This is a genomic window from Apibacter raozihei, assembly GCF_004014855.1.
Taxonomy (GTDB): domain Bacteria; phylum Bacteroidota; class Bacteroidia; order Flavobacteriales; family Weeksellaceae; genus Apibacter; species Apibacter raozihei.
The window spans coordinates 906,420-930,663 of record NZ_CP034930.1; the positions used below are offsets into that span (position 1 = coordinate 906,420).

A 24,244-nucleotide genomic window follows, 5' to 3' on the forward strand; every position below is an offset into this window, starting at 1 on the left:
TAGTTTACGCCTGAGCCAGAACTCCCCCATCAATGACCAATTCAGTCCCGGTTATATAAGACGAATCGTCAGAGGCTAAAAATAATACTGCTTTAGCTACTTCCCCTACCTCCCCTAATCGTTTCATAGGATACGCTTCCCCTATTTCTTCTAATGATTTATTCATCTTATGTGAGGCATACTCTACCATTTCTGTTTTTATATATCCCGGGTGAATCGAATTTACTCTTACATTATGTGAAGCATATTCAATTGCAATATCTTTAGTCATGGTTCTAACGGCTCCTTTACTAGCTCCATAAAGCACATGACCTGCTCCTCCTCCTATTCCCGCTATAGAAGAAGCATTGATAATAGAGCCATTTTTCTGCTTAGCCATTATTGGTGCCACATATTTCATTCCTAAAAAAACACCTGTAACATTAATATTCATAAGCTTATTCCAGGTTGACACCTCTATTTCAGGTAACGAACTTATTATATAAATACCAGCGTTATTAAAAAGTATATCAATCTTGTTATAAACACTCAAAGATTCTGCAACTACTTTTTTCCATTCCTCTTCAACCGATACATCTAAAACATATCCTACTGCATTACCCTTATTTTTTGATATTTCATCTACTACCTGATTTACACCCTCCTGATTTGTATCTGTTATTATCAGATTTGCCCCTTCAGCAGCAAAAAGTAAAGCTGTTGATCTACCTATTCCTGATGCGGCACCCGTAATTAAAGCTACTTTATTTTCCAGTCTTTTCATTTTTTTAGATTATAAGATTATTCCTATGCATCCAAAACTTATACCAGAAGTCAATGTTATTAATTGAGCGAAAAAGCATAGTAACTAAAACTTATGCTTTTATAAACTAAAAAACCCTCACTAAGTAAGGGTTTTTTAGTTGATGTTTCACTTTTAATTTTTTTCAAATCGTAAAGATATTCTTCTATCCTTGGCTCTTTCCTTATCTGATGCGGTTGCGCTGACAGTTGCAAATTTTGATCCATACCCTTCTGCTCCTACTACCCTATCTCCCATTCCGTTAGTCACCAATAAATCTTTAATAGTATTTGCTCTTTCCTGAGAAAGCTTTAAGTTTGCTTCTTCATTTCCTTTTTTATCTGTATACGCCCCAATCTTTATTTTAGCTTCTGGAAATTCTTTAAGAATAGCTACCAGATTTTTCCCTTGTACTTCAGATTCCGGAGTCAACTTCGTCCCGCTACCAAACTCAAAGTTAATGGCATCAAAATCAAACCATTTGTCTTTTAACTCTTCATTAGTTGCATTTTTGTAATCACTGGATTCTAGAAATTTAACTACCTGATCTTCTATACCTCCTGGATAAGCTTTTAAAGCAGTTCCGCTAGGCAGGCTTACTAATATCAGATTTCTGTTTGCTGATGGTGCAGATTGATCATTAATTGTCACTGTGTCTTCTTCTTGAACTAAAGAATCGGTTCCAGAAATATTAGTATCAGAAGTTACTTCACTGTTTTTTGAACATGAATTTTTTGATAAAAGCCAGAAAATTAATAATCCTATAAGTACTATTAAAATTACCCACTTAATCCATCCTGCACCCGTTTTTTTTTCTACTTTATTTTTATACTCTTCATAAGTTTCCTGTACTTTTTCTTTTGCTGATTCTACGGTTTCCTTTGTCTGATTAACTGCTTTGTTTATAAAAGAGCTTCCTAATACTGCTAAGGAAGATATTCCCAAAACACTCACCAAACCAGATGGTATGGAAGAAAGAAGATGATCTTTTTCTGCATGAATTTGATTTAATATATTTTTGAAATTGACTCCGGAGTTTAACTTTTGACCCAAAAATCCAGCAATTAATGGAGATACTATTTGAATAAGTTTATCCGTGCTTTCTTTTCCAAGACCTGATACAGAAGATATAAGTGCTCCAAATTCCTCTTTCTTATTTCCAAACAAAGAATCAAGAAATCCTGTATTTATTTTTTGGGTATCCGAATCCAGATGACCGGTAGAAATTCCTGAAACATTTGTAGCAGAAGAACTATTTCCTGCCTGCTTTAATATATGTTCCAGATGACTATCTTCTCCTTTTTCCAAAATAGCTCCAAATAGGCTGGGTATAATTGCCCCTACAGCAGAAGTTACTTTTCCTGAATCTTCATCTAAAGCTGAGGATATATTAGATATCGCTTCAGGTGTAATTATTTTTTTTAGAGAATCAAATAATTTTTCCATAATATGGGTTTTTTAGTTGTTAATTAATACTTTTAAGCTAAAAGCCTTGTTAATTATTCAAAAATTATTCCAAACCAATATTATAGGAATACTCACATTTGGATACAGATTTATAAACTTTAAATTTGTATTCTAAAACTTTGTAATTAAATTATTATTTTTAAGCAATGAAAACAAAATACGATATTGCCTACCTTCGTATGGCTCTTGAGTGGGGAGAATTATCTTACTGTAAAAGAAAAAAAGTAGGGGCATTGATAGTTAAAGATCGTATGATCATTTCTGATGGTTACAATGGAACTCCTACCGGGTTTGAAAATACTTGCGAAGATGAAAATGGAACCACAAAATGGTATGTTCTTCATGCTGAAGCTAATGCTATTTTAAAGGTAGCTGCATCAACTCAGTCTTGTGTAGGAGCTACTTTATATGTCACTTTATCACCTTGTAAGGAATGTAGTAAACTGATTCATCAGGCAGGAATTAAACGTATAGTGTATATCAATGAATATTCTGATACCTCGGGTGTGGATTTTCTGAAAAATGCAGGCGTAATTGTTGAAAGAATTTATGAAGAAGATTTACATTTGAAACCATAAAAATTTTTACTTTACCGCTATCGATTTAAAAAAATTTTTCTGCTCAAATACCCTATTTTTTTATTTTTTCAAATATTATACTTTTATATCTTTTATTGTTCAGCATTGAATAATAAAAATTAGTTTTGCATAGTTATTGTTAGTAAAAATACATTAAAAAAGATATTTTATATGAATGATTCCCTGAAATCTGTACAGGCACTTGCGACTCAAACCGGTGAAATAAAAACTACTCATTTCAATTTAATCGAAATGCTTACACACGGAGGACCTGTAGGTATTTTTGTAATGATTTGCCTTTTTGCATTGTTTGTTATCTCTTTATATATTTTTTTTGAACGATTTTTAACTATACGGAAATTTTCAAATAAAAAATCAACTTTATTAAATGATGTCAGAGATTTTATTCATGAGGGTAAAATTGATGCGGCTCTTGATTTATGCAAAAGAACTCATACGCCTGAGGGAAGAGTTTTATATAAAGGAATTATGAGAATTGGTAAACCTACACGGGATATAAGTGATGCCATTGAGAATACGGCACAACTGGAAATATTTGAGCTTGAAAAAAATGTTGGGGTTTTAGGAACTATCTCAGGAGCAGCTCCTATGCTGGGTTTTTTAGGTACTGTAGTGGGTATGATCATAGCTTTTTTTGCTACCAGTTCTCAGGATCAGGCCAGTGCTCAAATGTTGGCAGGCGGTATTTATTCAGCTATGGCTAATACAGCTGCAGGTTTAATAGTAGGTCTACTGGCATATCTCTTTTACAATATTCTGGTAATAAAAATCGATCGTTTCGTCTACTCTTTACAATTAACTGCCATTGACTTTTTAGACATTTTAAATAAACCTGTAACTCAATCTTAAATTTTAAATTGGAATGAAATTACAAAGAAGAAACAGAGTTTTACCTGAATTTAGTATGGCATCTATCACAGATGTTATCTTTTTACTTTTAACCTTCTTTATGCTGACTGCCTCTGCCAGTCAATCGGCCTTAAATGTAACTCTTCCCAATGCTAAAGGGCAAGAAATGCCTGCAGAAAGAGTATACATAGCAGTTTCGATCGAAGGAAAATACTTTCTTAATAAAAAGGAAATTGCCAAAGAAGATATTGAACCTTCTTTAAAAAAATTATTTCAGTCGAATCCTTCTCCTTCATTTGTTATTGCTGCTGATGCAGATGCTCTTCATAAAGATGTAATCTATTTAATGGATATAGCAAACCGAAATAAATATAAAGTTTTAATAGCTGCCAATCCTGATTCCACGAATAAAGATTCCATAAGCGATGAGCACCCATAGAATCCAAACGAATGAAAATAAGAAAGAGCGTATCATAAGCGGATGTATAACTTTTATTATATCTGTAATCGTTTTAATTCTAATTTTTCTTTTCAAGACTACTTATACCATTGTTAATCCTCCTTCGTACATCGATATTAATTTTCAGACAGATGAACTTGGAGCTAACTATGGCCAGGATGAAGTAGGATTAGGTGATGAAGAACCTGCAGATCAAGATGTTTTATTAGGAAACGGAGGGGATCCTCTTGCTGAAAATATCAGTTCTGATAATGACATCCCAGATAAACAAGAGCCTATTGAAAATAAAAAATATCTTACGGATGCTTCTGCTAAAGATGCTGTATCTACTCCGATTAAAAAAACTGAGAAACTGAAAAAGAAAACGGAAATTAAAAAAACGATTTCCTCAAATCCTTCAAATTCAAAAAATTCTGATAAACCTAACGGTAAAAACGGAAACCAATCCGGAGGAAATCCTAAAGGTAATGCCGCTTTAGGTGCATTGTTAAAAGGAAAAGGAACCAGTACATCGTCTAAAGGTGAGGGAACCGGAGGAAAACCAGGACAAAATCAGGGAGTAGAGACCGGAGGCAGCGGTAGCGGCGGTGTAGGTATTGGAAACGGCCGAAAACTAGTTAGTTGGATTCCTGGAACAAATGGTAAATCTGGAAAAGCTCCGGTTAATAATTGTACTGAATCCGGAACTATAACTTTTTCTTACACCGTTAATAAAAACGGAGATGTCACATCTGTAGAAAGAACTTCCGGAAAAAGCAATACTTGCATGGTAAATGCCGGAAAAAAATGGATCAAAGAATATGTTAAAGCAGAAAAAGCTAATTCTATTTCTTCGGGAACTTACAAAATAAACTTTTAGTTTGTTTGTTATATATTTAACTTACAATTAAATATTTTACATTTATGAGTTTTATCCAAAATCAAGCATTAGGATAAATGCTTTTTCATAAACTCAAGACTTCCCAACGCAAGATCTGATTCATTATATGGAGAAGTCTGCCATAGAGAAACCATTGACTGCATTCCCGGTACTGAAGAAGAGAAGTTTTCCAAAACTAAATTACCCTCAAAATCTATATCTTTTAAAGCTTGAAAAAATTCTTGCCAATTAACCGTTCCTTCTCCTAGCATACCTCTGTGAGAATCCGTCATATGCACATGCTTTAACTTATTCCCTGCCAAAATCACCGGATCATAAAAATTATTTTCTTCTATATTCATATGAAATGTATCCAAATGTAGAAAAAGGTTATTTTTTCCTGTTCTTTCTATAAGATCAAGTACATTTTTCGCTGTATTGCACACATAAGATTCATATCTGTTAATAGGCTCTATCCCTATATTAACTCCTTTTGTGGCTGCATAATCCGATATTTCTGACCATACATCCGTAATAACATTAATTTCCGATTCTTTTAAGGGTTCTCCGGAAAATGCACCTAATCCACCATGTAAAACTCCCCCTAAAAAGTCCGTTTCCAGTTCTGATGTTTTATTTATTGCTTCTTTAATTAAACGGGTTGCCTCTTCAGGATAAAAAGCTATATGTTTTTCTTTAGGTAAATTTATGGAGCATACAGCCTCTAAACAATTGTCATCAAGTTGTTTTTTTACCGTTTGGGTATCAAATTGCATGGAAGTAGGCAACAAAATTTCTATAAGATCAAATCCTGCTTCTGCTGTTTTTTCAATTGCATATTTACCAGCTTCAGGTGTCCATTGGGGAGTAATCCAGGAAAGTAGTGAAGCTCCAAATTTAATTTTCATTGATTTTCTTTTTGGGTTAATTCTTAGCTTATTATTAAAATCATTTGATCATCTGATCTTCTTATTTATAATGTTTGCCCTGTTTATTATTGTGTTTGTATATTATTTAAATGTTTTAGGTTTATAAAACTTGATAGCGAATACAATAATTACAGCATAACATAGTATAGGTAACAAATAAGCATGAGCTACATTCTTTTCTGCTATATATCCCATTAAAGGAGGGAACACTGCTCCTCCAAACATTGCCATAACTAAGAATGAAGAAGCATTCTGTGTATTAGTCCCTAGCTTTTTCAGACCTAAACTAAATATTGTAGGATACATAATACTTAAAAATAAGTTTAATCCTATCAAAGATATAAAAGATGCCCAGCCCCAACTTTGAGCCACTATTAGACATAAAATAATATTACAAAATGTGAATATTGCCAGTAATTTATTCGGTGCTATAAACCTCATTAAAAAAGTCCCTAAAAACCTACCCAGCATCATCATCGCCATACTCAATGAAAAATAGTATGAGGCCTCTGTTTCTGCCAAATGCATTTTTTCAACTCCATAATTTATAAAGTAAGCCCAGGTACCTCCTTGTGCAGCAATATTAAAAAACTGTGCCACCACTGCTGCTATAAAATGTCTTTGTTTCCATAAGGGTGCTTTTGAGTTATATTCAGCTGTTTCATCTCCCGAAGTTATATCTTCATTTGAATCTTCGTTCGCGTGAGGATCTATCAAATCAGGAACTTTTATGAAAGAAAATATAACAGCTAAAACTAATATTAAAATTCCTATGTAAGTGTATAAATATTTCACAGAATCCAATGAGTTATCATTTGCGTTTTTTACTGATCCAAAAATAAGAATCCCTCCTAGCAAAGGTCCAACAATAGCTCCCAGTCCATTAAATGATTGTGCAAAGTTTACCCGCTGATCGCTCGTACGCTCATCTCCGAGTGCAGCAACAAACGGATGGGCTACTGTTTCAAGGGTAGCCATTCCTAGGGCCATTACAAATAATGCAAATCTAAAAAAGTTGAATGATGCATTGTTGGCGGCAGGAATAAATAAAAATGAGCCTAAGGAAAATAATGCTAAACCTAATATTACACCTAATTTATATCCATATTTTTTCATAAAAATACCAGCCGGAACTCCCATAAGTGCATAAGCTCCGAAAATGGATAACTGTATATAACCTGACTTTGATTTTGAAATATTTAATACGTTTTGAAAATGCTTATTAAGAACATCTCCCATCGTTAGAGCGACTGCCCAAAAGAAAAATAAGGATATTACAAACGATAATATTAAATAATATTTTTTTTCGGTAAATTTTGGAATACTCATACTTTATTTTTTTGAATTTTAAATAAGTAAAGGATAAATGAAAAGAAATAATCTTACTTTTTTGATAGAATAAAGATATTTACCCTCAATGTTAGTACTTTATAATACGTTCTTTAGCAAGCAAATATAAAGTTGAAATAATTAAAAAAAAACAACTTTAGTTTACTTGTTTTTTTATGAAAAAGAATACATTTGCATCTTTTTTTACATTCTAATTTCTTAACTGATAATTAACTAATTCTTAACTAATTGTGTAAAATGTTTATATATTTAACACCTAACTTTTCTATTATAGAATTCATTTATTTAATCGTTTAAATAAAAAATGAGCAACTATTTTTTTATTTATTTTATAAATTATCTTATTCCATAACAATATTTCCTACTCAACAAATTCTCTTTTCAAATTGAAGTTTTACTTTCAGCAATTGAACAAGAATAATTTATAAATAAAAAGAGCGTGAATTAACACGCTCTTTTATATGATAATATACTTTTATTTTTTTTATCCTACACTTCCTTCCAGAGATATTTCCAAAAGTTTTTTTGCTTCAACCGCAAACTCCATTGGTAATTTATCCAAAACCTCACGGCTAAATCCGTTCACAATCAAAGCGATTGCTGTTTCTGTGTCAATTCCTCTTTGATTACAATAAAAAATCTGATCTTCTCCTATCTTTGAAGTTGTAGCTTCATGTTCCAATTGAGCCGACTTATTTTTTATTTCTATATATGGAAAGGTATGCGCTCCACATTGGTTTCCCATTAATAAGGAATCACACTGCGAAAAATTTCTTGCATTTTCTGCTCCGGGCATAACTTTAACCAATCCTCGGTAGCTATTTTGTGATTTACCTGCTGAAATACCTTTTGAAATAACCGTTGAACGGGTATTTTTACCAATATGGATCATTTTTGTTCCGGTATCTGCTTGCTGATAATTATTAGTTACAGCTATTGAATAAAACTCACCAACAGAATTGTCTCCTTTTAAAATACAAGAGGGATATTTCCAGGTAACTGAAGATCCGGTTTCTACCTGGGTCCAAGAAACTTTTGCATTTTTTTCGCAAACGGCTCTCTTTGTCACAAAATTATAAACTCCTCCTTTCCCTTCTTTGTCACCGGGATACCAATTCTGAACTGTTGAATATTTTATTTCAGCTCCTTCTAAAACTATTAATTCCACTACAGCAGCATGCAACTGATTTTCATCACGTTGTGGAGCCGTACAACCTTCCAGATAAGAAACATAGCTACCTTCATCCGCAATTAAAAGAGTTCTTTCAAACTGACCGGTTCCTGATTGATTTATCCTAAAATAAGTAGATAATTCCATAGGGCATCTGACTCCTTTAGGAACATAACAAAAAGAGCCATCTGAAAATACAGCGGAATTAAGAGCGGAATAAAAATTATCCCCTTTAGGTACAACTTTTCCTAAATATTTTTTTACTAATTCCGGATGATTTTGAATTGCCTCACTGATAGAACAGAAAATAATTCCTTTTTCTGCCAAAGTTTCAGAAAAAGTAGTTTTCACAGAAATACTGTCAATTACAGCATCAACGGCTACACCTGAAAGTCGCTTTTGCTCCTCAAGTGAAATACCTAGCTTTTCAAATGTTTTAAGTAAATCAGGGTCAACTTCATCTAAACTGCTTAGCTCAACCTTTTTTTTAGGTGCAGCATAATATTTTATCCCTTCAAAATCTGGCTCGTTAAATGAAACGTTCGCCCAATGAGGAGTTGCCATTTTTTTCCAAATCTTAAAAGATTCCAACCTCCAGTCCAGCATCCAGTCCGGTTCATTTTTTCTTTTAGATATCTCTTTTACAATTTCTTCATTCAGGCCAATAGGAAAATCTTCATATTCAAGCTCTGTGCTCCATCCATGTTCATATTCTTTATTTTCAAGATCGACCCGTAGTTCTTCTTCTGTATATTTAGTTTTGCTCATTGTAATTTTCTATCATTATAAATTCAGGATTGACATCTATCAATTCTTCCGCAAAAATACAGAGTTTATACTTAGATATTCCAATAGTCTATAGATTTTTTTAATAATGGAATATATAAAACTTGTTTAAAAAAACTAGTTATACATCTTTTTTGTATTTTAGCCGAAATTTGTTGAAATTAGCTACTATATAGCAACGGATTGATAAATTTTATATTTGTAAACTATATCAAAACACTAGGTTCTGTTTAATTAAAAACATATATTTATTATAAAAATATAATATTTTTATAATTTGCATTAAATTAGCAAAAAAATTTATATGAAAAAAATAATATTATCATTAGCAACAATTTCATTAATTTCTTTGTCAGCTTGCAATGACAAAAAAGCTACTTCTACTCCAGCTTCTGCAGATTCGACTTCATCAAGTACACAAGCTGAATCTTCTCAAACAGATTCTCAGCCAACTGAGTCAATCAATGCGGAAATTCCAGAATTTTCTGATCCGGAAATAAAAAAATTCGCTGAAGACTATACTTCTTTTGTTAAAGATTTAACAGCTGCTTATACTGCTAAGGACATGACAAAAGCTGCTGAGTTACAGCAAAAAGCTATGGAATGGGCTAACAAATCAACCGAAATTTCTAAAAAGTTGGTTTCAAACCCCGAAGATGCTAAAAAATTCTCTGAATATACACAGAAGTTAACTACTGAGTTACAGAGCGCAATGACTGCTAAATAATAAATAATTACAAAAAAGGTCTCTTTTGTTATAAAAGAGACCTTTCTAAATTTTATACCTTTATAAATAACTAAACGGCAAAACTTTCACCGCATCCGCAAGTTCTTTGTGCATTTGGATTATTGAAAATAAATCCTTTGCCATTCAAACCTCCTGAATATTCTAAGGTAGTGCCTATTAAATATAGAAATGATTTTTTATCTACTAAAATCTTGACACCATTATCTTCAAATAGTTTATCTTCCGGATTTTGATTATGATCAAAACTTAACTTATACGATAATCCGGAACAACCACCACTTTCCACTCCTACTCTTACAAAATCTTTAGAGTAATCAAAGCCATCATCTTCCATTAATCCAATGATTTTTTTCTTTGCTTCTAGAGATACTTTTATCATGTTGAATCTTATTAAATTAAATTACTTACTACAAAATTAGTTACAAATTATGTTTAAAATATATAAAAGGAATCATTTTTTTTAATACCTTCATAAAGTCCTATTTTACACCCTGCAACCATTGTTGTATAATTTCCAGACTTTCTTTGGGTGCTTCTAACATTCCCATATGGCCGGTAGGAAGTTCATATAAGGAGACATTTTGAAAATCTTGAATGCTTTTTTTCAATTCGGCATTTTTTATAGCATTATCGAACTCTCCAGTAATTATTAATACCGGTTTGTCTAAATCCCTGACAACATCTGTACGATCCTGTCTTAATCTCATTCCCTTCAACGCTGCTGATATACCCGTTAAAGAAGATTCCTCAGCCCAGGAAACCGCCTGTTGTATCTCTTCACTCAAATTTGGCACCTCTTTTTGCGCAAATAAGTTAGGTATCGACAGTCGAAAAAATTCTTTAGGATTTTTGACCACTACCTCAGCAGCTTTCAAACGCTGTTCTTTTTTAGCTTCATCATCCGGCAAAGTAGTTGAATAAAACAAGCCCAATCCTTGTACTTTATATTTAAATTGGTCTGCAAAAGCCAATGCTACATATCCTCCCATTGAATGACCTATAATAACTACTTCGTCCAAATGCAAGTATTCCAAAACTTCATTAACTTTTTCAGCCATATATTCCATTCTATTGACATCTTTAGAATTGGTAGAGGATTTTCCATGGCCGGGAAGATCTATAGCTATTACCCGGTATCTTTTTGACAGTTCATCCTGAAAATATTTCCACATTCTGGAATTTTCCAAAAAACCATGCAACAATACTACAGCCTTACCCTTACCTTTTTCTGTAAAATATAACATTGAAAACTTTTAATTAATTTACAAAATTACAATTTTTTAATCTGATCTTCATTTTTACAGACAGATACTGCTAATAATTAAAAAACATATTTTGAGATAATGTTTATATTTATCTAAGAATTGACTATGTCGTTTTTTTAATGAACTTTAAACATACCAAAACCCTTCTCATGATTTAACAAAAATTATATCAAATACCCAGCGTTTGGCTCTGTTTTTGATGACTGAGATCTTGACTAATATCAAAAAATGGTAAATATGAAAGTTATTAAATTAGTATTATTGTCTTCCATCGGACTTTTAGCGATGTCTTGTGTAAGCAGGAAAGAGTTTGAACAAGCTAAAGCTAATTATCAGTCTTGTTTAGAAAGAAATGCAGAAAAAGACAGAACAATTGCTACCCTGGAAGAAAGAAATAAGTCTTATGATGAACAAATGAACTTACTGAGAAGACAGAACGAAACTTTACAGAAAAACCTTGCTGACTGTATGGCTACTGGGAAAGCAGGTTCTGTTAATATAGATAATCTGATTAGAGAAATCAATGCTTCCAATGCGTATATCAAAAGATTAACTGAAGCTCGTGCTAAAAATGATTCGCTTAACCTTGCTTTATCCAATAAGCTTAAACGTTCGCTGGATAATTTAAATGACACTGATGTAGATGTTAAAGTACAAAAAGGTGTTGTTTTTATATCTTTATCTGACAATATGCTGTATAAGTCCGGAAGCTATGAAGTACTTCCTTCTGCTGAAAATGTTCTGGAAAAAGTTGCCAGAATTATTAACGACTACAATGACTATGACATTCAGGTTCAAGGATATACTGACAATGATCAATTTAGAAATTCTTCTGCCGGATGTATAAGAGACAACTGGGACTTAAGTGTTATGAGAGCAACCTCTATTGTAAAATTGCTTCAAACCAAATTTGGTGTTAACCCTGCCAGAATGCTAGCAGGTGGTCATGGAGAATACCAACCAAAAGTAGCTAACGATACTCCTTCTAACAAAGCGATTAACAGGAGAACTGAAATTGTTATCTTGCCTAAACTGGATCAGTTTATGGAATTGATGGATATAAAAAAATAATTTAAAAATATAATTAGTTAAGTTTAAAGAGCCTCAAAATGAGGCTCTTTTATTTGTTATTTTTTTATTAACATCCTTTTTACAGTCTGAATTTTTTTATATTTTTGTACTTAAATTAAATTTAAAAAATGGAAATAGCTGGAAGGATTAAATTAATTTCTGATATTCAGACCTTTGATAGTGGATTCAAAAAAAGAGAATTGGTTATTACAACTGAAGAACAATATCCTCAACATATTTTAATAGAATTATTGGGTGATAGAACTGATATTATCAACCCTTTCAAAGTAGGTGATGATGTAAAAGTATCGATCAATATCAGAGGTAGAGAATGGGTTAATCCGCAAGGAGAAACTAAATATTTTAACAGCATTACCGGATGGAGGATTGAAAAGTTAACAATGGATTCAACTATGAACTCAGGCGGTTCTTCCATGTCTCAACAACCACCTGTATCTCCTGCCCCAACAACTCCTATGCAGGAAGATGAAGATGACGATTTACCATTTTAAACATATATAAAATACAATTTAAGCACCTGCCAACAGGTGCTTTTTTTTATGGAAACAGTTTACCTTCTTAATGAAAAATTAGAATTCCCTGAAACCTCATTAGCTCTGAAAAACGGTCTTCTTGCTATTGGCGGTGACCTATCCCCTGAAAGGGTATTACTAGCTTATAAATCCGGAATCTTTCCCTGGTTTAACTCCGATGAGATCATTCAATGGTGGGCTCCTGATCCCCGATTTATTCTTTTCCCAAAAGAAATCAAAATATCTAAATCTACACGGAGATTACTTTCTAAAAATCATTTTCGCTTTACAGAAAATCTTTGTTTTGAAAAAGTAATTCGCCATTGTGCTTCTGTTAAAAGAGAAGGACAGGATGGTACATGGATTACAGAAGATATGATTGAAGCTTATATCCGATTACACAGATTAGGTATTGCAAAAAGCTTGGAAGTCTGGGAAAATACTGATTTAGTCGGCGGTTTCTATGGTATTGATTTGGTTGACGTTTTTTGTGGGGAAAGTATGTTTTCATTAAAATCTAATGCCTCAAAATGTGGATTTACTTATTTTGCTGAAAAATATAAAGATCAATATAAAGTAATTGATTGTCAAATCTATTCCACCTATCTTGCTCAGCTGGGAGCCTGTGAAATATCATTAAAAACTTTTAAAAATTATCTGGATACCGACCGGGTTAAAAATTTGCATTTCAAAGAATAAATGTCTATTTTTGCTCGCTAAAATATAATCGGACAACCATGTCAATTAAAAGAAATAAAAAAGAAGTTCACTCTACCACTAAAGATGTTTTAAACTCTGCAAATGAAATCGCATCATCCGGTGAAAAATTTCTGGAAAAGTTTGCCAAACCTATCGGAATCATTTTCGGTGTAGTTATTATTGCTGTTTTAGGTTATGTACTTTATGATAATTACGTGGTTACTCCTAAAAATATAGAAGCTTCAGATTTGATGGTTGATGCTGAAAACTTATATAATGAAGGCAAAACGGATCAAGCTTTAGGAGGTAAATCAAGTGGTATTTCCGGATTTGTTGATATCGGTGAAGAATATAAAAATACCAAAGCCGGAAAATTAGCTTATTTATATGCTGCGTCCACAGAATTTAAAAACGGAAACTATCAAAAAGCATTGGATCTTATTCAAAACTTTGATTCGTCAGACAAAGATTTGAAAGCAGTAAAATATGGTATTATGGGAGATGCTTATGCAGAATTAAATAATACAACAGAGGCTTTAAACTATATGACCCAGGCAGCTAACGAAAGCTCTAATGCTGCTACTGCTTATCAGTTTAATAAAAAAGCCGGAATTTTAGCTATGTCGTTGAATCAAAATGAAAAGGCTTTAGAATTCTTTCAAACAATACACGACAAATATCCGGATGTTGATCAGTCCGGAGAAGTTGAAGCATATATAGAACGATTAAAATACGCAACAGGAAAACAATAATGGCAACAACAAACTTATCCGCTTACGATAAAAAAATATTACCCAATGCCGAAACTTTTCGTTTCGGTATTGTTGTTTCTGACTGGAATTCAGAAGTAACTCATAATATGCATAAAGGTGCATTAGAGACACTTCTCGATTTAGGAGCCCGTGAAAAAAATGTAGAAACTATTTTTGTACCGGGTGCTGTAGAATTGGTGTACGGAGCCAGCCAGCTATGTAAAAAAAACAACTATGATGCTATCATTGTCATAGGGTGTGTGATTCGTGGTGAAACGGCCCATTTCGATTATGTATGTTCGAGTGTTACACAAGGAGTAACTCATTTAAATACACATACTGATACTCCAGTAGTATTTTGTGTTTTAACGGATGATCATCTTCAACAATCCTTAGACAGGAGTGGAGGAAAGCTAGGAAACAAAGGAATTGAAGCCGCAGTTGTAGCTGTACGAATGGCCGATTTGAAAAGTAAAATTTAAAAAAAATAAGAGGAGAAACTAATTTCTCCTCTTATTTTTTTATTTTTATGATAATCTCAGCAATTATTCCGTTAATTCCAAAACCCAGCCAGGAAATTAGTCTGTATACATCCATAGGAGGTAAATCCCAACAGCTAAATATAATTACTTTCCATAATCGTAACGTTATAGCAGAAAGAGTCAATGCATAGCTCCTTATCATATAATTCTTATGGCTCTTTATGTTCCTTCTTTTTGCCAGTATAAAAGCTTTATAAGTTGTCCACCACCAGGCAACCGAAAGAGTTATAAATGCCAGAATGGAAATTAAACCACCATTTGCATAAAATGACATCACAAGTCCTGACGGAGCTGCAAATACCAGCACATCTATAATATAAACATAACCTAAGTATCTATGAACACGCGGATATTTCCTTGTTAGGAAACCGGAAAACTGAGTAAACCCGGCAAATACCGATATAAAAGAAGTAAAAACATGAATATAAAATGCTGTTTTCCAAATTTTAATATGCAAGTAATCTTGTTTGATACGTAAAAACCCAACATCCTGATCAAATGTAAAATATTGTACACTTATTTTAAGTAGCAATATTGTATAGTAACCGAGTACAGCTAAACTTAATATTTTTATTACATTTGCAAAATAACGCATAAAAATGCTTGTTTAATAAAATTTTTACTATGCAAAAGTACATATATATTCTCATTCCGTTTCTAATTTTATCATGTAATAAAAAATTGAACGAAGAAATTAATGATAAAAAGACTTCCGCTTATAAAACAAATCCATCAGAAAAAAAAGATTCTATAATTAGTGAAGGAATCACCGGTCTTTGGTTCGGAAAATTTGATCTTTCGGAAAAAGAATTGAAAGCCCGGAAGGAAATCAATAACTTGGAGTCTGAAGATAGACCTCAACATTTGCAATCATTCACCTATATTAACCCTTCCACCGGTTATTGGGAAGTAAAACCACCAAATTCGTTAGCTATAGAAATTTATTCATTAAACAACGATAGTTCTTTTACCGGAAGATCTATTTGTGCGGGAAATATATATGAAATAGAAGGTAAATTTTCTAAATTAAGAGATCAATCCTATCATTTTCAAGGCAAGGAGATTGGAGAGGGCAATAACAAAGGAACTTTTGACTTCAAAATTTTTGAGGGTACTGCCATTGGATATTGGATATCCGATTCAAATAAAAAGAAAACTTTCGGTTTAAGTTATATAAACTTTGTATATGATAAGAATGCAGGTCAGGATCAATTACTTATAGAGACAAATCCGTCGGTATCACTATTAAATTCTTCACATATCGAAAACTTAAGGCGCCATGAGCTAAGAATAATCAGAAATACTATATTTGCACGTCACGGAATGAGTTTTACATCTTCAGACCTAAGAAATTATTTTGAAAGTAAAGATTGGTATATCCCTCACACAAAAGATGTAAACAAAGATCTTACTCCTGTAGAAATAAAAAACATAGCTTTAATTAACCGGTACGAGGCTTATGCAGAAGATACGTTTCAAGAATTCGGAAGGTAGTTTTTAAACTATATATAACTCTTGATTTCATCAATTATATCTTGAGCTCCTAATTCTTTTGCTTTATTTGCCATTATTTTACCGATAGAACTATAGCTTTGTATGGAAAATTCATCCTGAATAATTACCTTTTTCTTTCCATCTAATGAAACGATTCCTCCCTGGAAAATCAATTGGTCATTTTTAATTTTAGCATGGGCTCCGATAGGTGCAGTACATCCTCCTTCCAATACATTCAGAAATTCTCTTTCAGCAGTAACACATTGTTGAGTTTCTTTATGATTGATTTTCTTGAGAATTTCGTTTACTGGAACATTATTTTCCAAAGATGTTATCCCAACAACTCCCTGTGCTGGAGCGGGAATTATAAAATCAAGCACTTCATAATCCATCTGTAAATCCAGTCGTTTAATTCCAGCTAAAGAAAATATAGTTCCATCAAAGTTTTCTGTTTCTAACTTAAGTAACCGGGTTTGCACATTTCCCCTGATATTACTAAATTTTACTTGTGGATAGGCTGCTTTCCAGAAAGCCCTACGTCGTAAACTTCCTGTACCGATATACAGATTTTCAAAGTTGCCTGCCTGAAGATTTTTCTTTGGGTTACGAATAAGGATATCCGATTCATAATCGCGCTTTAAAACAGAAGATAATATAATGCCTTCCGGCAATAGGGTAGGAACATCTTTTAAGCTGTGAACCGCAATATCAATCTCATTATTTAACAATGCTATATCTAAATCTCTGGTAAAGACTCCTACTACATTCATTTGATAAAGGGGCTGTGTCAGATTTTTATCCCCTAAGGAAGCGATAGGAATAATCTGTGTAGTATGTCCTAACTTATTTAATTGTTGTTCTACTTCCAGAGCCTGCCACATGGCCAAAGGGCTGTTGCGTGTACCTATGCGAATAAGATCCATGGTATTATATTTATTTTGAGACTTCCAACTGAAACATCTCTTTAAATAATCCTATGGTATCCTCCGCTTTTTCAGGATTTTTAATTAAGTAGTCAGCAAGCCTGTTAGTAATTTTTTGTACAATACGATCCGATAATTGTGTTTCTTCTTGTGACACATTAATCTGATCTTTTTTTAATGTTTTAATCTGATATTCCTTAATTCTGTCTAAATCTGATTTAAATGCATAAATTACAGGTACATACTTTCGGTTTTCAAACCATAAAATAAACTCTTCCTGCATTTCTCTTACAATACTTTCAGCCTTAGGTATTTCTTTATTACGAGCTTCCAATGTATGATTGATAGTTCGTGATAAATCATCTACATTTAAAAGAGTTACATGATCGTACTCTTTCAAATCCAACGATATATTTACTGGAACAGAAAGATCAATAAGCAAAACGGGGTTTTCGGAAATCAGATCTTTTTTGGTAATAACCGGCTGAGAAGCTCCTGTAGCAACAATTACAATATCTGATTGATTAAGTTGTTCTTTCAGGCCTGAGTATTCTTTAACATTAAGATTTAAAGAGTCTGCAATATCTTTTGCTTTGGAAATTGTCCGGTTTATAAGAGTTACCTTTGGTTCTTTGATATGTTTTACCAGGTTTTCACACGTATTTCTGCCAATTTTACCCGTGCCAACCAGCGTAATATTTTTATTGGAAAGATCATTGCAATTGTTCAGTATATAATGAACCGCAGCATACGACATAGAGGTAGCACCGTTGCTTATGGCTGTCGAACTTTTTATTTTTTTAGAAGTTTGTATCCCCGTATTGATAAGTCTTTCAAGAAAAGCATCCGTAGCCTGATATTTCTTAAATCTTTTAAACCATGTTTTTACCTGGGATATGATTTCAAAATCACCTAGAATCTGGCTTTCCAAACCTGCGGAAACTCTTAAGAAATGTGTTAAGGCATCATAACTATTGTAGATGTTTATATAAGAAGTAAACTCTTCAGAAGAAACACCAATTTCTTCACAAAATAGTTCTATCACTGAATTTATATCGCTAGTGTGAGTATAAAGCTCTGTACGATTACAAGTGGAAAGTATAAAAACTTTAGTATCCGTAACTTGTTTTATCTTTTCACAAAAAGATTCCACCAATTCAGGAAAAAAACTAAACTTTCCTCTTATTTTGGTATCAGCCTTTTCGTAACTTAAACTTACGCTGTAAAAACGATGGATTGTATCAGATGAAAACCTTTTCATAATTCGTGAAACAAATTTATCAATGTGAATACATAGAAAATACCTGTTTTTATAAAAAAATACCTCTGAAAGTCGTATTTTTGAATTTTGGAATGATTCTAAATAGTAGTATAACTATGATAAAAATCATGAAACTCTAAAATATAGTGTTTTTACAAAGAGTAGCAAATGGATTTAAAAAATACCTTTAAAAGTAGAATACGAGAGAATAAAATTGGCAAAGATATTTATCTTGCACAGATTGACAACTATACCATTTTTACCGATACCATATCCAAACCGGTGGGTAAAAGGTTCATACAATTTTATTTTTGCACCAAAGGAAGGGCTACCTTTCATTTTGAAAACAAAGATCAATATCTTATGAAAGAAGGATATTCTCTACTTCTTTTTAATTCTGAAATTGATATTCCCATAAATATTAGCCTGGCAAAAAAATCTAAATTGATCATTTTTGTTATCACCTTAAATAAAATGGAAGAAATATTTACGGGTTTCGAAGATAAATTACCTTTCCATGAATCACTAACCGCTCGAACTTTATATAAAGAAAAACTTCTCAGCGTACCTGAAAAACTAATCATTACCCAATTGGAAAATTTCTCTCTGGACTCGGATTTTGAAAATATGTATCTTTCATTAAAACTTCATGAATTATTGCTACATTATTTCTCAGTTACAGATCCAATTACTGAAAAAAACAAAACGCTTAAGGATGAAAAATTTTTAGAACAACTTCAGGAAATAAAAGAACTATTACTGGAAAATATTACACATCCGCCCACCTTAAATGACCTTTCCTTACAGTTTAATTTAAGTGAATATAAGATTAAAGAAGGCTTTAAAAAATATTATGGAAAAACTCTATCCCATTTTCTTTTAGATACTAAAATGGAAATAGGAAAGGAAAAACTGGATTTAAAAGTAAAACAGGTGCAGGAAATAGCTCACGATTTAGGCTATGAGAATCCCAGCCACTTCATTGAAGCATTTAAAAAAAAGTACGGAATTACACCCAAACAATGGATGATGAAATAACAGATAAATTGCTTGAGATTAAAATAATTAAATATTGATTTATAATCTACAAACCATTCTTGAGATTAAAATATTTTTTTTAAAGTTCTCCTTTTCCAAATGATAATTTATTACTTTTAGCCGACAAAACTACTTATATGAAGCAAAAAGATAAAGTAAATTATATTATAACCGAATTAAACAGACTTTACCCTAACCCTGTAGCTCCCTTAGACTACCAAAATGTTTTTACACTATTAATTTCTGTTTTGCTGTCAGCTCAAACAACGGATAAAAAAGTTAACGAGGTTACTCCTGCTCTATATAAAATTGCTCCCAATGCATTTAAAATGGCGGAATTGCCAGATTGGGAGATCAAAGAATATATAAAAGAAATAGGTTTATCCAATACCAAATCCAAAAATGTACACAATCTTTCCCAGATATTAGTTCAAAAATATAACGGTGAAGTTCCTGAAAGCTTTGAAGAGCTGGAAGCCTTACCCGGCGTGGGACACAAAACAGCCTCAGTAGTCATGAGCCAGGGCTTTGGACATCCTGCCTTTCCGGTAGATACTCATATACACCGACTCATGAAACTATGGAAGCTCACTAAAGGCAAAAATGTGGAAGAAACGGAAAAAGACGCCAAGAGATTATTTCCAAAAGAACTCTGGAATAAACTACACATTCAAATTATATATTATGGTAGAGAATATTCTCCTGCCCGCGGATGGAAAATTGAAAAAGATTTTATTACCAGACATATCTTAGAAAATTAATTTTTCTTATTTTTATACTTACATATAAAATTCAATGAAAAATATCGTACTTATCTTTGGAGCCATCTACGGAATGACTTCTGTGATTTTGGGTGCATTCGGAGCCCATGCATTTAAAAAAATATTATCTCCTGACAGGATTGCCAGTTTTGAAACCGGTGTTAAATACCAGATGTATCATGCTCTGGCACTTTTACTAATAGGCTTTTCTCTTTCTTTTACTACGGGATTGGAAAAATGCGCCGGTTGGGGAATGATTGTCGGAACCTTCTTGTTTTCCGTTAGTATTTATTTCCTGTCATTTTCAGAATACTGGAATGTAAATCTTAAATTTTTGGGGCCTATAACTCCATTGGGAGGACTTTTTATGATTGTAGGATGGGGTTGTTTATTATTTTATTTTATTAAAGGTAGATAGATGCTCCTTTAAAAAAGGTCTGATTTTAAGAATGACAAATTCACTGGAGAGCATAAGATAAAACTTGGAAGAATCCTTACATAGTTCGCTGGGATAAAAATCTTCATAAAGTCCGGGCAAAAAATCATGCAGATGAACACTTTGGTGCAAACTGGTGTTTTCGTAGCAAGCGACGTCTTTCCTGTAAACATATGGAGGATAAATAGTAAATGTAGGCTTTTGCAACGCTTTTGCCGTGATTACGGAACGGCTGTCGTTACCAATAAAAAGAGTACAATTATCCATAAATGCCAGATACTCCCGTACAGATTTACCTACGGGCTGAACAAAAACTTTGGTATTAGAATTAAGCAAGGATAATAATTCATTTACCTGCTTGTACTGTGAAGGCAAATAATTGAATAATAAATCGGCTCTGTAATTTGTCCAGAGATAATCAATTAATTTTGCCATGCTTCCCAGTGTCCAGGTATTGTGTTTATTTGAGCCGAAAATTCCAAGCATAATTACTGGCCGGGTAAATTTTATACCCGCATTCAGCATAATTTCCCTTGCTTCAGACCTTTCTTCATCCGTAAGATATATTTTCACCTGAGGGTCTATAGGCACGGTATGATCTTTTAGAAATTCTTCTAAAACAACCAATCGGTTTTCCAACAGGTTACAGGTCTGCATCAACGGCTCTGAGACAGGATGTATAACTGAATGGTAAAAAATATCGGTCGGGGGTTTATGAAAACCATATTTCTTTTTTGCCTTTGAAAAAAAAGTAGTAAACACACTTTTAAAATCAACAGACATATCAATAAGTATATCATATTTTTCACTTCTTACCAGTCGTATGTATTTATACATAAACAAAAGTGAATAAATACGATTACTGTCCACTGCGATAATTCTATCAATTTGGGGGTTCTTTTGCAGAACCCCCTTATATTTTCTGTAACACAGAAAATCTATTTTTATATCCGGATAGATTTTCTTCAGATTATTAGCCACAACGGTAGAAATAAGTACATCACCGATAGAACTATATTGTATAATTAATGCTTTCACATCTATCCTTTTAGTTGTTTTTAAACAGAAACGCTGTGTTCTCTCAAGGCATCATTAAGAGACGTTTTTTTATCGGTACTTTCTTTACGGGTTCCGATTATAAGTGCACAGCTAACCCCATAGTCACCTGCGGGAAATTTTTTGGTAATGGACCCCGGAATAACCACTGAGCGAGGAGGAACGTATCCTTTATACTCTTTAGGTTCACTACCGGAAACATCTATAATTTTAGTTGACGATGTAAGAGTAACATTAGCTCCTAAAACAGCTTCATCATCTACATGAACCCCTTCTACCACAATACATCGGGAACCGATAAAACAATTGTCACCAATAATAACGGGAGCTGCCTGCAAAGGTTCCAATACACCCCCAATACCTACACCTCCGCTAAGGTGTACATTTTTACCGATTTGCGCACAACTTCCAACCGTTGCCCAGGTATCTACCATAGTACCTTCACCAACGTAAGCTCCAATGTTTACATAAGAAGGCATCATGATAACTCCTTCTGAAAGAAAAGATCCTTTTCTTGCTGAAGCACCCGGAACCACACGAACTCCCTGAGAGGCATAATCCGTTTTCAAAGGCATTTTATCATGGTATTCAAAAACACCTACTTCTACCGTTTCCATATTCTGAATAGGAAAATATAAAACCACTGCTTTTTTTATCCACTCATTTACCTGCCATTTACCTTCACCTAAGGGTTGTGCTACCCTTAACTTACCACTATCCAACAGATTGATAACTTCTCTGATTGCTTTCTGATAATCACCTTGAGAAAGAAGTGCCCGGTCATCCCAAACCTTCTCTATGGTATGCTGTAAATCTTTCATATTCTTAATTTAAAAAACAAATTTACTAATTTTACTTTAGTTCTTTCGGATTAATTATCTATATAAACTTTTCAGCGATTATAATTTTCGATAGTACCTGCATACTTACTTCAATTTCCAGCAATCAATGGAAATGAATACTTAATTAAATTGTAAACAGTACGCCTGCCTTACTTATTTAAAGAAAATTATGGGTGTAAAATACCACTAATGAAGTATTTCAACTATAAAAAATACAGCGCCGTTTTACTCGGCTTTAAAAACTACCTGCCTTTCAGACTACTTCCACGTAATCATTTTGCTCTTTCAGCATTTTAAAATCGGAAATTAATTCATCACAAATCGAATCAGAAACATGATCCATGATATAAATATGAACTACCGTAGAACTTTTAATCAAACTATATTTTTTTTGCAGCCAAAACTGTTGTTCTTCAGTTAATACCTCATTAAATGAATGTAAAGGAATAACCACGGCTAACCCTCCTTGCTGAGAAAAAGCATTTTCAACTCCCATACACTGTAATTCAAAAACGATTTTTTCAACTTTTCCTATATTAGCCGTTAAACGATTTTTCATCAGTGTGGCATCCAAATCTTTCATCAATTCGCAGATAACTGTTGCTCTGAAACCATCCCGGCTTCCATAAACCGTTATATCATTCATATTATTAAAATAAGAAATAGAGTTGGCTTTGTTTTTAAAATCTTTTACCACCTGCTGGCGAGCCAGAAATATATTTGCCGGCATTGGAGACCCCAGCACCTTATGCATGCTCACCGTCATAGACGAAATATCTTTATTTCTGAATGTAAAATCGTTTTTAGAAGGAAACTGTTCCTGAGATAGAAAAGGAATAATCATTCCTCCCAATGCAGCATCAAGGTGAAAATAAAATTCACAGGACTTTGATTTAAGAATATCCATACAATCTTCTACCGGATCATAAGCTGAAGTCATGGTAGTTCCGGCTGTTAGAATTATAACCACTTTTTCATTTTCCTCTATTTTGTCATAAAGATCATGAAGATCCATTTCACCATTTACCTGGCTCTTGATTATTTTAATCTTTTTAAATTTCAGACAGGCTGCAAACTTGTAGATGCTGTAGTGTGCACTTTCACTAAATACCAGAGTAGCATCACTTAGTAACAAAGACCCCATCCACATTCCCTGTAAATTACCTAAAGAAGAACCTTCTCCCACATATCCCCAGCAATCGTCTTTTGGTAAATCCAGTATGTTTCCCATAAGTTCAACGGCTTCCCGTTCTTCTTCCATGGTATTGGGTAAAGGGCAATTTTCTTCTAGATAACAATCTCCAAGGTTATTGGTCAGGTGGTTAAGCCTGGATAGTATTCTTTCAGATACATGAATTTCAGATAAATTTACCTGTATACCTAAATAATACTTGTTTTTTAACCCGTTTTCCATTCTTACGTTTTTTAGTGTTTTATTTGTGTTAATTAATCTATGCCAAGTGCAAAAACCCTTATAATGCACAAAAACTATACCTTTATTTAATTTTTTAATAAAATTTAATCAATTAAACACTTAATACGTTAAATGTATACATTTTAAAAAATGAAAAT

Annotated in this window: 27 protein-coding genes; 14 read left to right on the forward strand and 13 right to left on the reverse strand. The window is 33.0% G+C overall.

The annotated features are described in order from the left end of the window. Positions 1-4: 4 nt before the first annotated feature. Together EOV51_RS04135 and EOV51_RS04140 are read right to left on the reverse strand one after the other, a co-directional pair. Positions 5-763, reverse strand: coding sequence for an SDR family NAD(P)-dependent oxidoreductase (locus EOV51_RS04135; RefSeq protein WP_128150142.1), 759 nt, complete (start codon positions 761-763; stop codon positions 5-7). 153 nt (positions 764-916) lie between these two features. Continuing rightward, entirely contained in the window at positions 917-2,227 is a 1,311-nt protein-coding gene (locus EOV51_RS04140) for an OmpA family protein (protein ID WP_128150144.1), read from the reverse strand. Between the two features lie 167 nt (positions 2,228-2,394). Here EOV51_RS04140 and EOV51_RS04145 point away from each other — a divergent pair, with 167 nt between their 5' ends. The 4 genes from EOV51_RS04145 (at position 2,395) to EOV51_RS04160 (ending at position 5,015) form a co-directional block, all read left to right on the forward strand. Then, complete coding sequence (locus tag EOV51_RS04145) at positions 2,395-2,826, forward strand: deoxycytidylate deaminase (RefSeq protein WP_128150146.1); 432 nt, start codon at positions 2,395-2,397, stop codon at positions 2,824-2,826. Positions 2,827-2,997: 171 nt separating this feature from the next. Further along, positions 2,998-3,696, forward strand: a complete 699-nt coding sequence (locus EOV51_RS04150) for a MotA/TolQ/ExbB proton channel family protein (RefSeq protein WP_128150148.1) — start codon at positions 2,998-3,000, stop codon at positions 3,694-3,696. Between the two features lie 13 nt (positions 3,697-3,709). Next, positions 3,710-4,135, forward strand: a complete 426-nt coding sequence (locus EOV51_RS04155; RefSeq protein WP_128150150.1) for an ExbD/TolR family protein — start codon at positions 3,710-3,712, stop codon at positions 4,133-4,135. Continuing rightward, complete coding sequence (locus EOV51_RS04160) at positions 4,122-5,015, forward strand: hypothetical protein (RefSeq protein ID WP_128150152.1); 894 nt, start codon at positions 4,122-4,124, stop codon at positions 5,013-5,015. The genes EOV51_RS04155 and EOV51_RS04160 overlap by 14 nt, the downstream gene beginning before the upstream one ends. Before the next feature lie 68 nt (positions 5,016-5,083). Here EOV51_RS04160 and EOV51_RS04165 read toward each other — a convergent pair whose 3' ends face one another. The 3 genes from EOV51_RS04165 to sufB all read right to left on the reverse strand — a co-directional run bounded on the left by EOV51_RS04165 (position 5,084) and on the right by sufB (position 9,233). Beyond that, entirely contained in the window at positions 5,084-5,923 is an 840-nt protein-coding gene (locus EOV51_RS04165) for a sugar phosphate isomerase/epimerase family protein (RefSeq protein WP_128150154.1), read from the reverse strand. 102 nt (positions 5,924-6,025) lie between these two features. Beyond that, entirely contained in the window at positions 6,026-7,273 is a 1,248-nt protein-coding gene (gene fucP, locus EOV51_RS04170) for an L-fucose:H+ symporter permease (RefSeq protein WP_128150156.1), read from the reverse strand. Positions 7,274-7,778: 505 nt separating this feature from the next. Further along, positions 7,779-9,233, reverse strand: a complete 1,455-nt coding sequence (gene sufB, locus EOV51_RS04175) for a Fe-S cluster assembly protein SufB (RefSeq protein ID WP_128150158.1) — start codon at positions 9,231-9,233, stop codon at positions 7,779-7,781. A gap of 322 nt (positions 9,234-9,555) precedes the next feature. On the opposite strand from sufB, the gene EOV51_RS04180 reads away from it, so the two are divergent. Continuing rightward, positions 9,556-9,978: a hypothetical protein gene (locus tag EOV51_RS04180; RefSeq protein ID WP_128150160.1), complete on the forward strand. Its 423-nt coding sequence runs from the start codon at positions 9,556-9,558 to the stop codon at positions 9,976-9,978. A 70-nt stretch (positions 9,979-10,048) separates the two neighbouring features. Here the strand turns inward: EOV51_RS04180 and EOV51_RS04185 are convergent, their stop codons facing one another. Further along, the gene (locus tag EOV51_RS04185) at positions 10,049-10,378 is read right to left on the reverse strand and encodes a HesB/IscA family protein (RefSeq protein ID WP_128150162.1); all 330 of its coding nucleotides are present in this window, start codon (positions 10,376-10,378) and stop codon (positions 10,049-10,051) included. Positions 10,379-10,478: 100 nt separating this feature from the next. Then, complete coding sequence (locus EOV51_RS04190; RefSeq protein ID WP_128150164.1) at positions 10,479-11,243, reverse strand: alpha/beta fold hydrolase; 765 nt, start codon at positions 11,241-11,243, stop codon at positions 10,479-10,481. Between the two features lie 258 nt (positions 11,244-11,501). Here EOV51_RS04190 and EOV51_RS04195 point away from each other — a divergent pair, with 258 nt between their 5' ends. From EOV51_RS04195 to ribH, 5 genes are all read left to right on the forward strand, one after another. After that, positions 11,502-12,335: an OmpA/MotB family protein gene (locus EOV51_RS04195; RefSeq protein ID WP_128150166.1), complete on the forward strand. Its 834-nt coding sequence runs from the start codon at positions 11,502-11,504 to the stop codon at positions 12,333-12,335. A gap of 128 nt (positions 12,336-12,463) precedes the next feature. After that, entirely contained in the window at positions 12,464-12,847 is a 384-nt protein-coding gene (locus EOV51_RS04200; RefSeq protein ID WP_128150168.1) for a DUF3127 domain-containing protein, read from the forward strand. A gap of 48 nt (positions 12,848-12,895) precedes the next feature. Continuing rightward, positions 12,896-13,567 (forward strand): leucyl/phenylalanyl-tRNA--protein transferase, encoded by a 672-nt coding sequence (gene aat / locus EOV51_RS04205; protein WP_128150170.1) that lies wholly within the window; start codon positions 12,896-12,898, stop codon positions 13,565-13,567. Between the two features lie 38 nt (positions 13,568-13,605). Beyond that, positions 13,606-14,319: a tetratricopeptide repeat protein gene (locus EOV51_RS04210; RefSeq protein WP_128150172.1), complete on the forward strand. Its 714-nt coding sequence runs from the start codon at positions 13,606-13,608 to the stop codon at positions 14,317-14,319. Beyond that, a complete protein-coding gene (ribH, locus tag EOV51_RS04215; RefSeq protein WP_128150174.1) occupies positions 14,319-14,801 on the forward strand; it encodes a 6,7-dimethyl-8-ribityllumazine synthase in 483 nt (160 codons plus the stop codon). The genes EOV51_RS04210 and ribH overlap by 1 nt, the downstream gene beginning before the upstream one ends. 31 nt (positions 14,802-14,832) lie before the next feature. On the opposite strand, the gene EOV51_RS04220 is transcribed toward ribH, so the two are convergent. Beyond that, the gene (locus EOV51_RS04220; RefSeq protein WP_128150176.1) at positions 14,833-15,456 is read right to left on the reverse strand and encodes a DUF2306 domain-containing protein; all 624 of its coding nucleotides are present in this window, start codon (positions 15,454-15,456) and stop codon (positions 14,833-14,835) included. A gap of 29 nt (positions 15,457-15,485) precedes the next feature. On the opposite strand from EOV51_RS04220, the gene EOV51_RS04225 reads away from it, so the two are divergent. After that, the gene (locus EOV51_RS04225; protein WP_128150178.1) at positions 15,486-16,355 is read left to right on the forward strand and encodes a YARHG domain-containing protein; all 870 of its coding nucleotides are present in this window, start codon (positions 15,486-15,488) and stop codon (positions 16,353-16,355) included. Between the two features lie 8 nt (positions 16,356-16,363). On the opposite strand, the gene hemC is transcribed toward EOV51_RS04225, so the two are convergent. Continuing rightward, complete coding sequence (hemC, locus tag EOV51_RS04230) at positions 16,364-17,278, reverse strand: hydroxymethylbilane synthase (RefSeq protein WP_128150180.1); 915 nt, start codon at positions 17,276-17,278, stop codon at positions 16,364-16,366. A gap of 10 nt (positions 17,279-17,288) precedes the next feature. Further along, positions 17,289-18,539 carry a glutamyl-tRNA reductase gene (hemA, locus tag EOV51_RS04235; RefSeq protein ID WP_128150182.1) on the reverse strand — a complete coding sequence of 417 codons (1,251 nt, stop codon included), beginning with the start codon at positions 18,537-18,539 and terminating at the stop codon, positions 17,289-17,291. 168 nt (positions 18,540-18,707) lie between these two features. On the opposite strand from hemA, the gene EOV51_RS04240 reads away from it, so the two are divergent. From EOV51_RS04240 to EOV51_RS04250, 3 genes are all read left to right on the forward strand, one after another. Next, positions 18,708-19,577 (forward strand): helix-turn-helix transcriptional regulator, encoded by an 870-nt coding sequence (locus tag EOV51_RS04240; protein ID WP_128150184.1) that lies wholly within the window; start codon positions 18,708-18,710, stop codon positions 19,575-19,577. A 137-nt stretch (positions 19,578-19,714) separates the two neighbouring features. Continuing rightward, on the forward strand, positions 19,715-20,338 hold the full coding sequence (nth, locus tag EOV51_RS04245; RefSeq protein ID WP_128150186.1) for an endonuclease III: 624 nt from the start codon (positions 19,715-19,717) through the stop codon (positions 20,336-20,338). Positions 20,339-20,372: 34 nt separating this feature from the next. Further along, complete coding sequence (locus tag EOV51_RS04250) at positions 20,373-20,756, forward strand: DUF423 domain-containing protein (RefSeq protein WP_128150188.1); 384 nt, start codon at positions 20,373-20,375, stop codon at positions 20,754-20,756. Here EOV51_RS04250 and EOV51_RS04255 read toward each other — a convergent pair. The 3 genes from EOV51_RS04255 to EOV51_RS04265 form a co-directional block, all read right to left on the reverse strand. Further along, entirely contained in the window at positions 20,730-21,812 is a 1,083-nt protein-coding gene (locus EOV51_RS04255; protein WP_128150190.1) for a glycosyltransferase family 9 protein, read from the reverse strand. The two genes, EOV51_RS04250 and EOV51_RS04255, sit on opposite strands and share 27 nt — an antisense overlap. Before the next feature lie 20 nt (positions 21,813-21,832). After that, on the reverse strand, positions 21,833-22,651 hold the full coding sequence (locus tag EOV51_RS04260) for a 2,3,4,5-tetrahydropyridine-2,6-dicarboxylate N-succinyltransferase (RefSeq protein ID WP_128150192.1): 819 nt from the start codon (positions 22,649-22,651) through the stop codon (positions 21,833-21,835). Positions 22,652-22,925: 274 nt separating this feature from the next. Further along, positions 22,926-24,086 carry a pyridoxal-dependent decarboxylase gene (locus tag EOV51_RS04265; protein ID WP_128150194.1) on the reverse strand — a complete coding sequence of 387 codons (1,161 nt, stop codon included), beginning with the start codon at positions 24,084-24,086 and terminating at the stop codon, positions 22,926-22,928. Between the last annotated feature and the right edge of the window lie 158 nt (positions 24,087-24,244).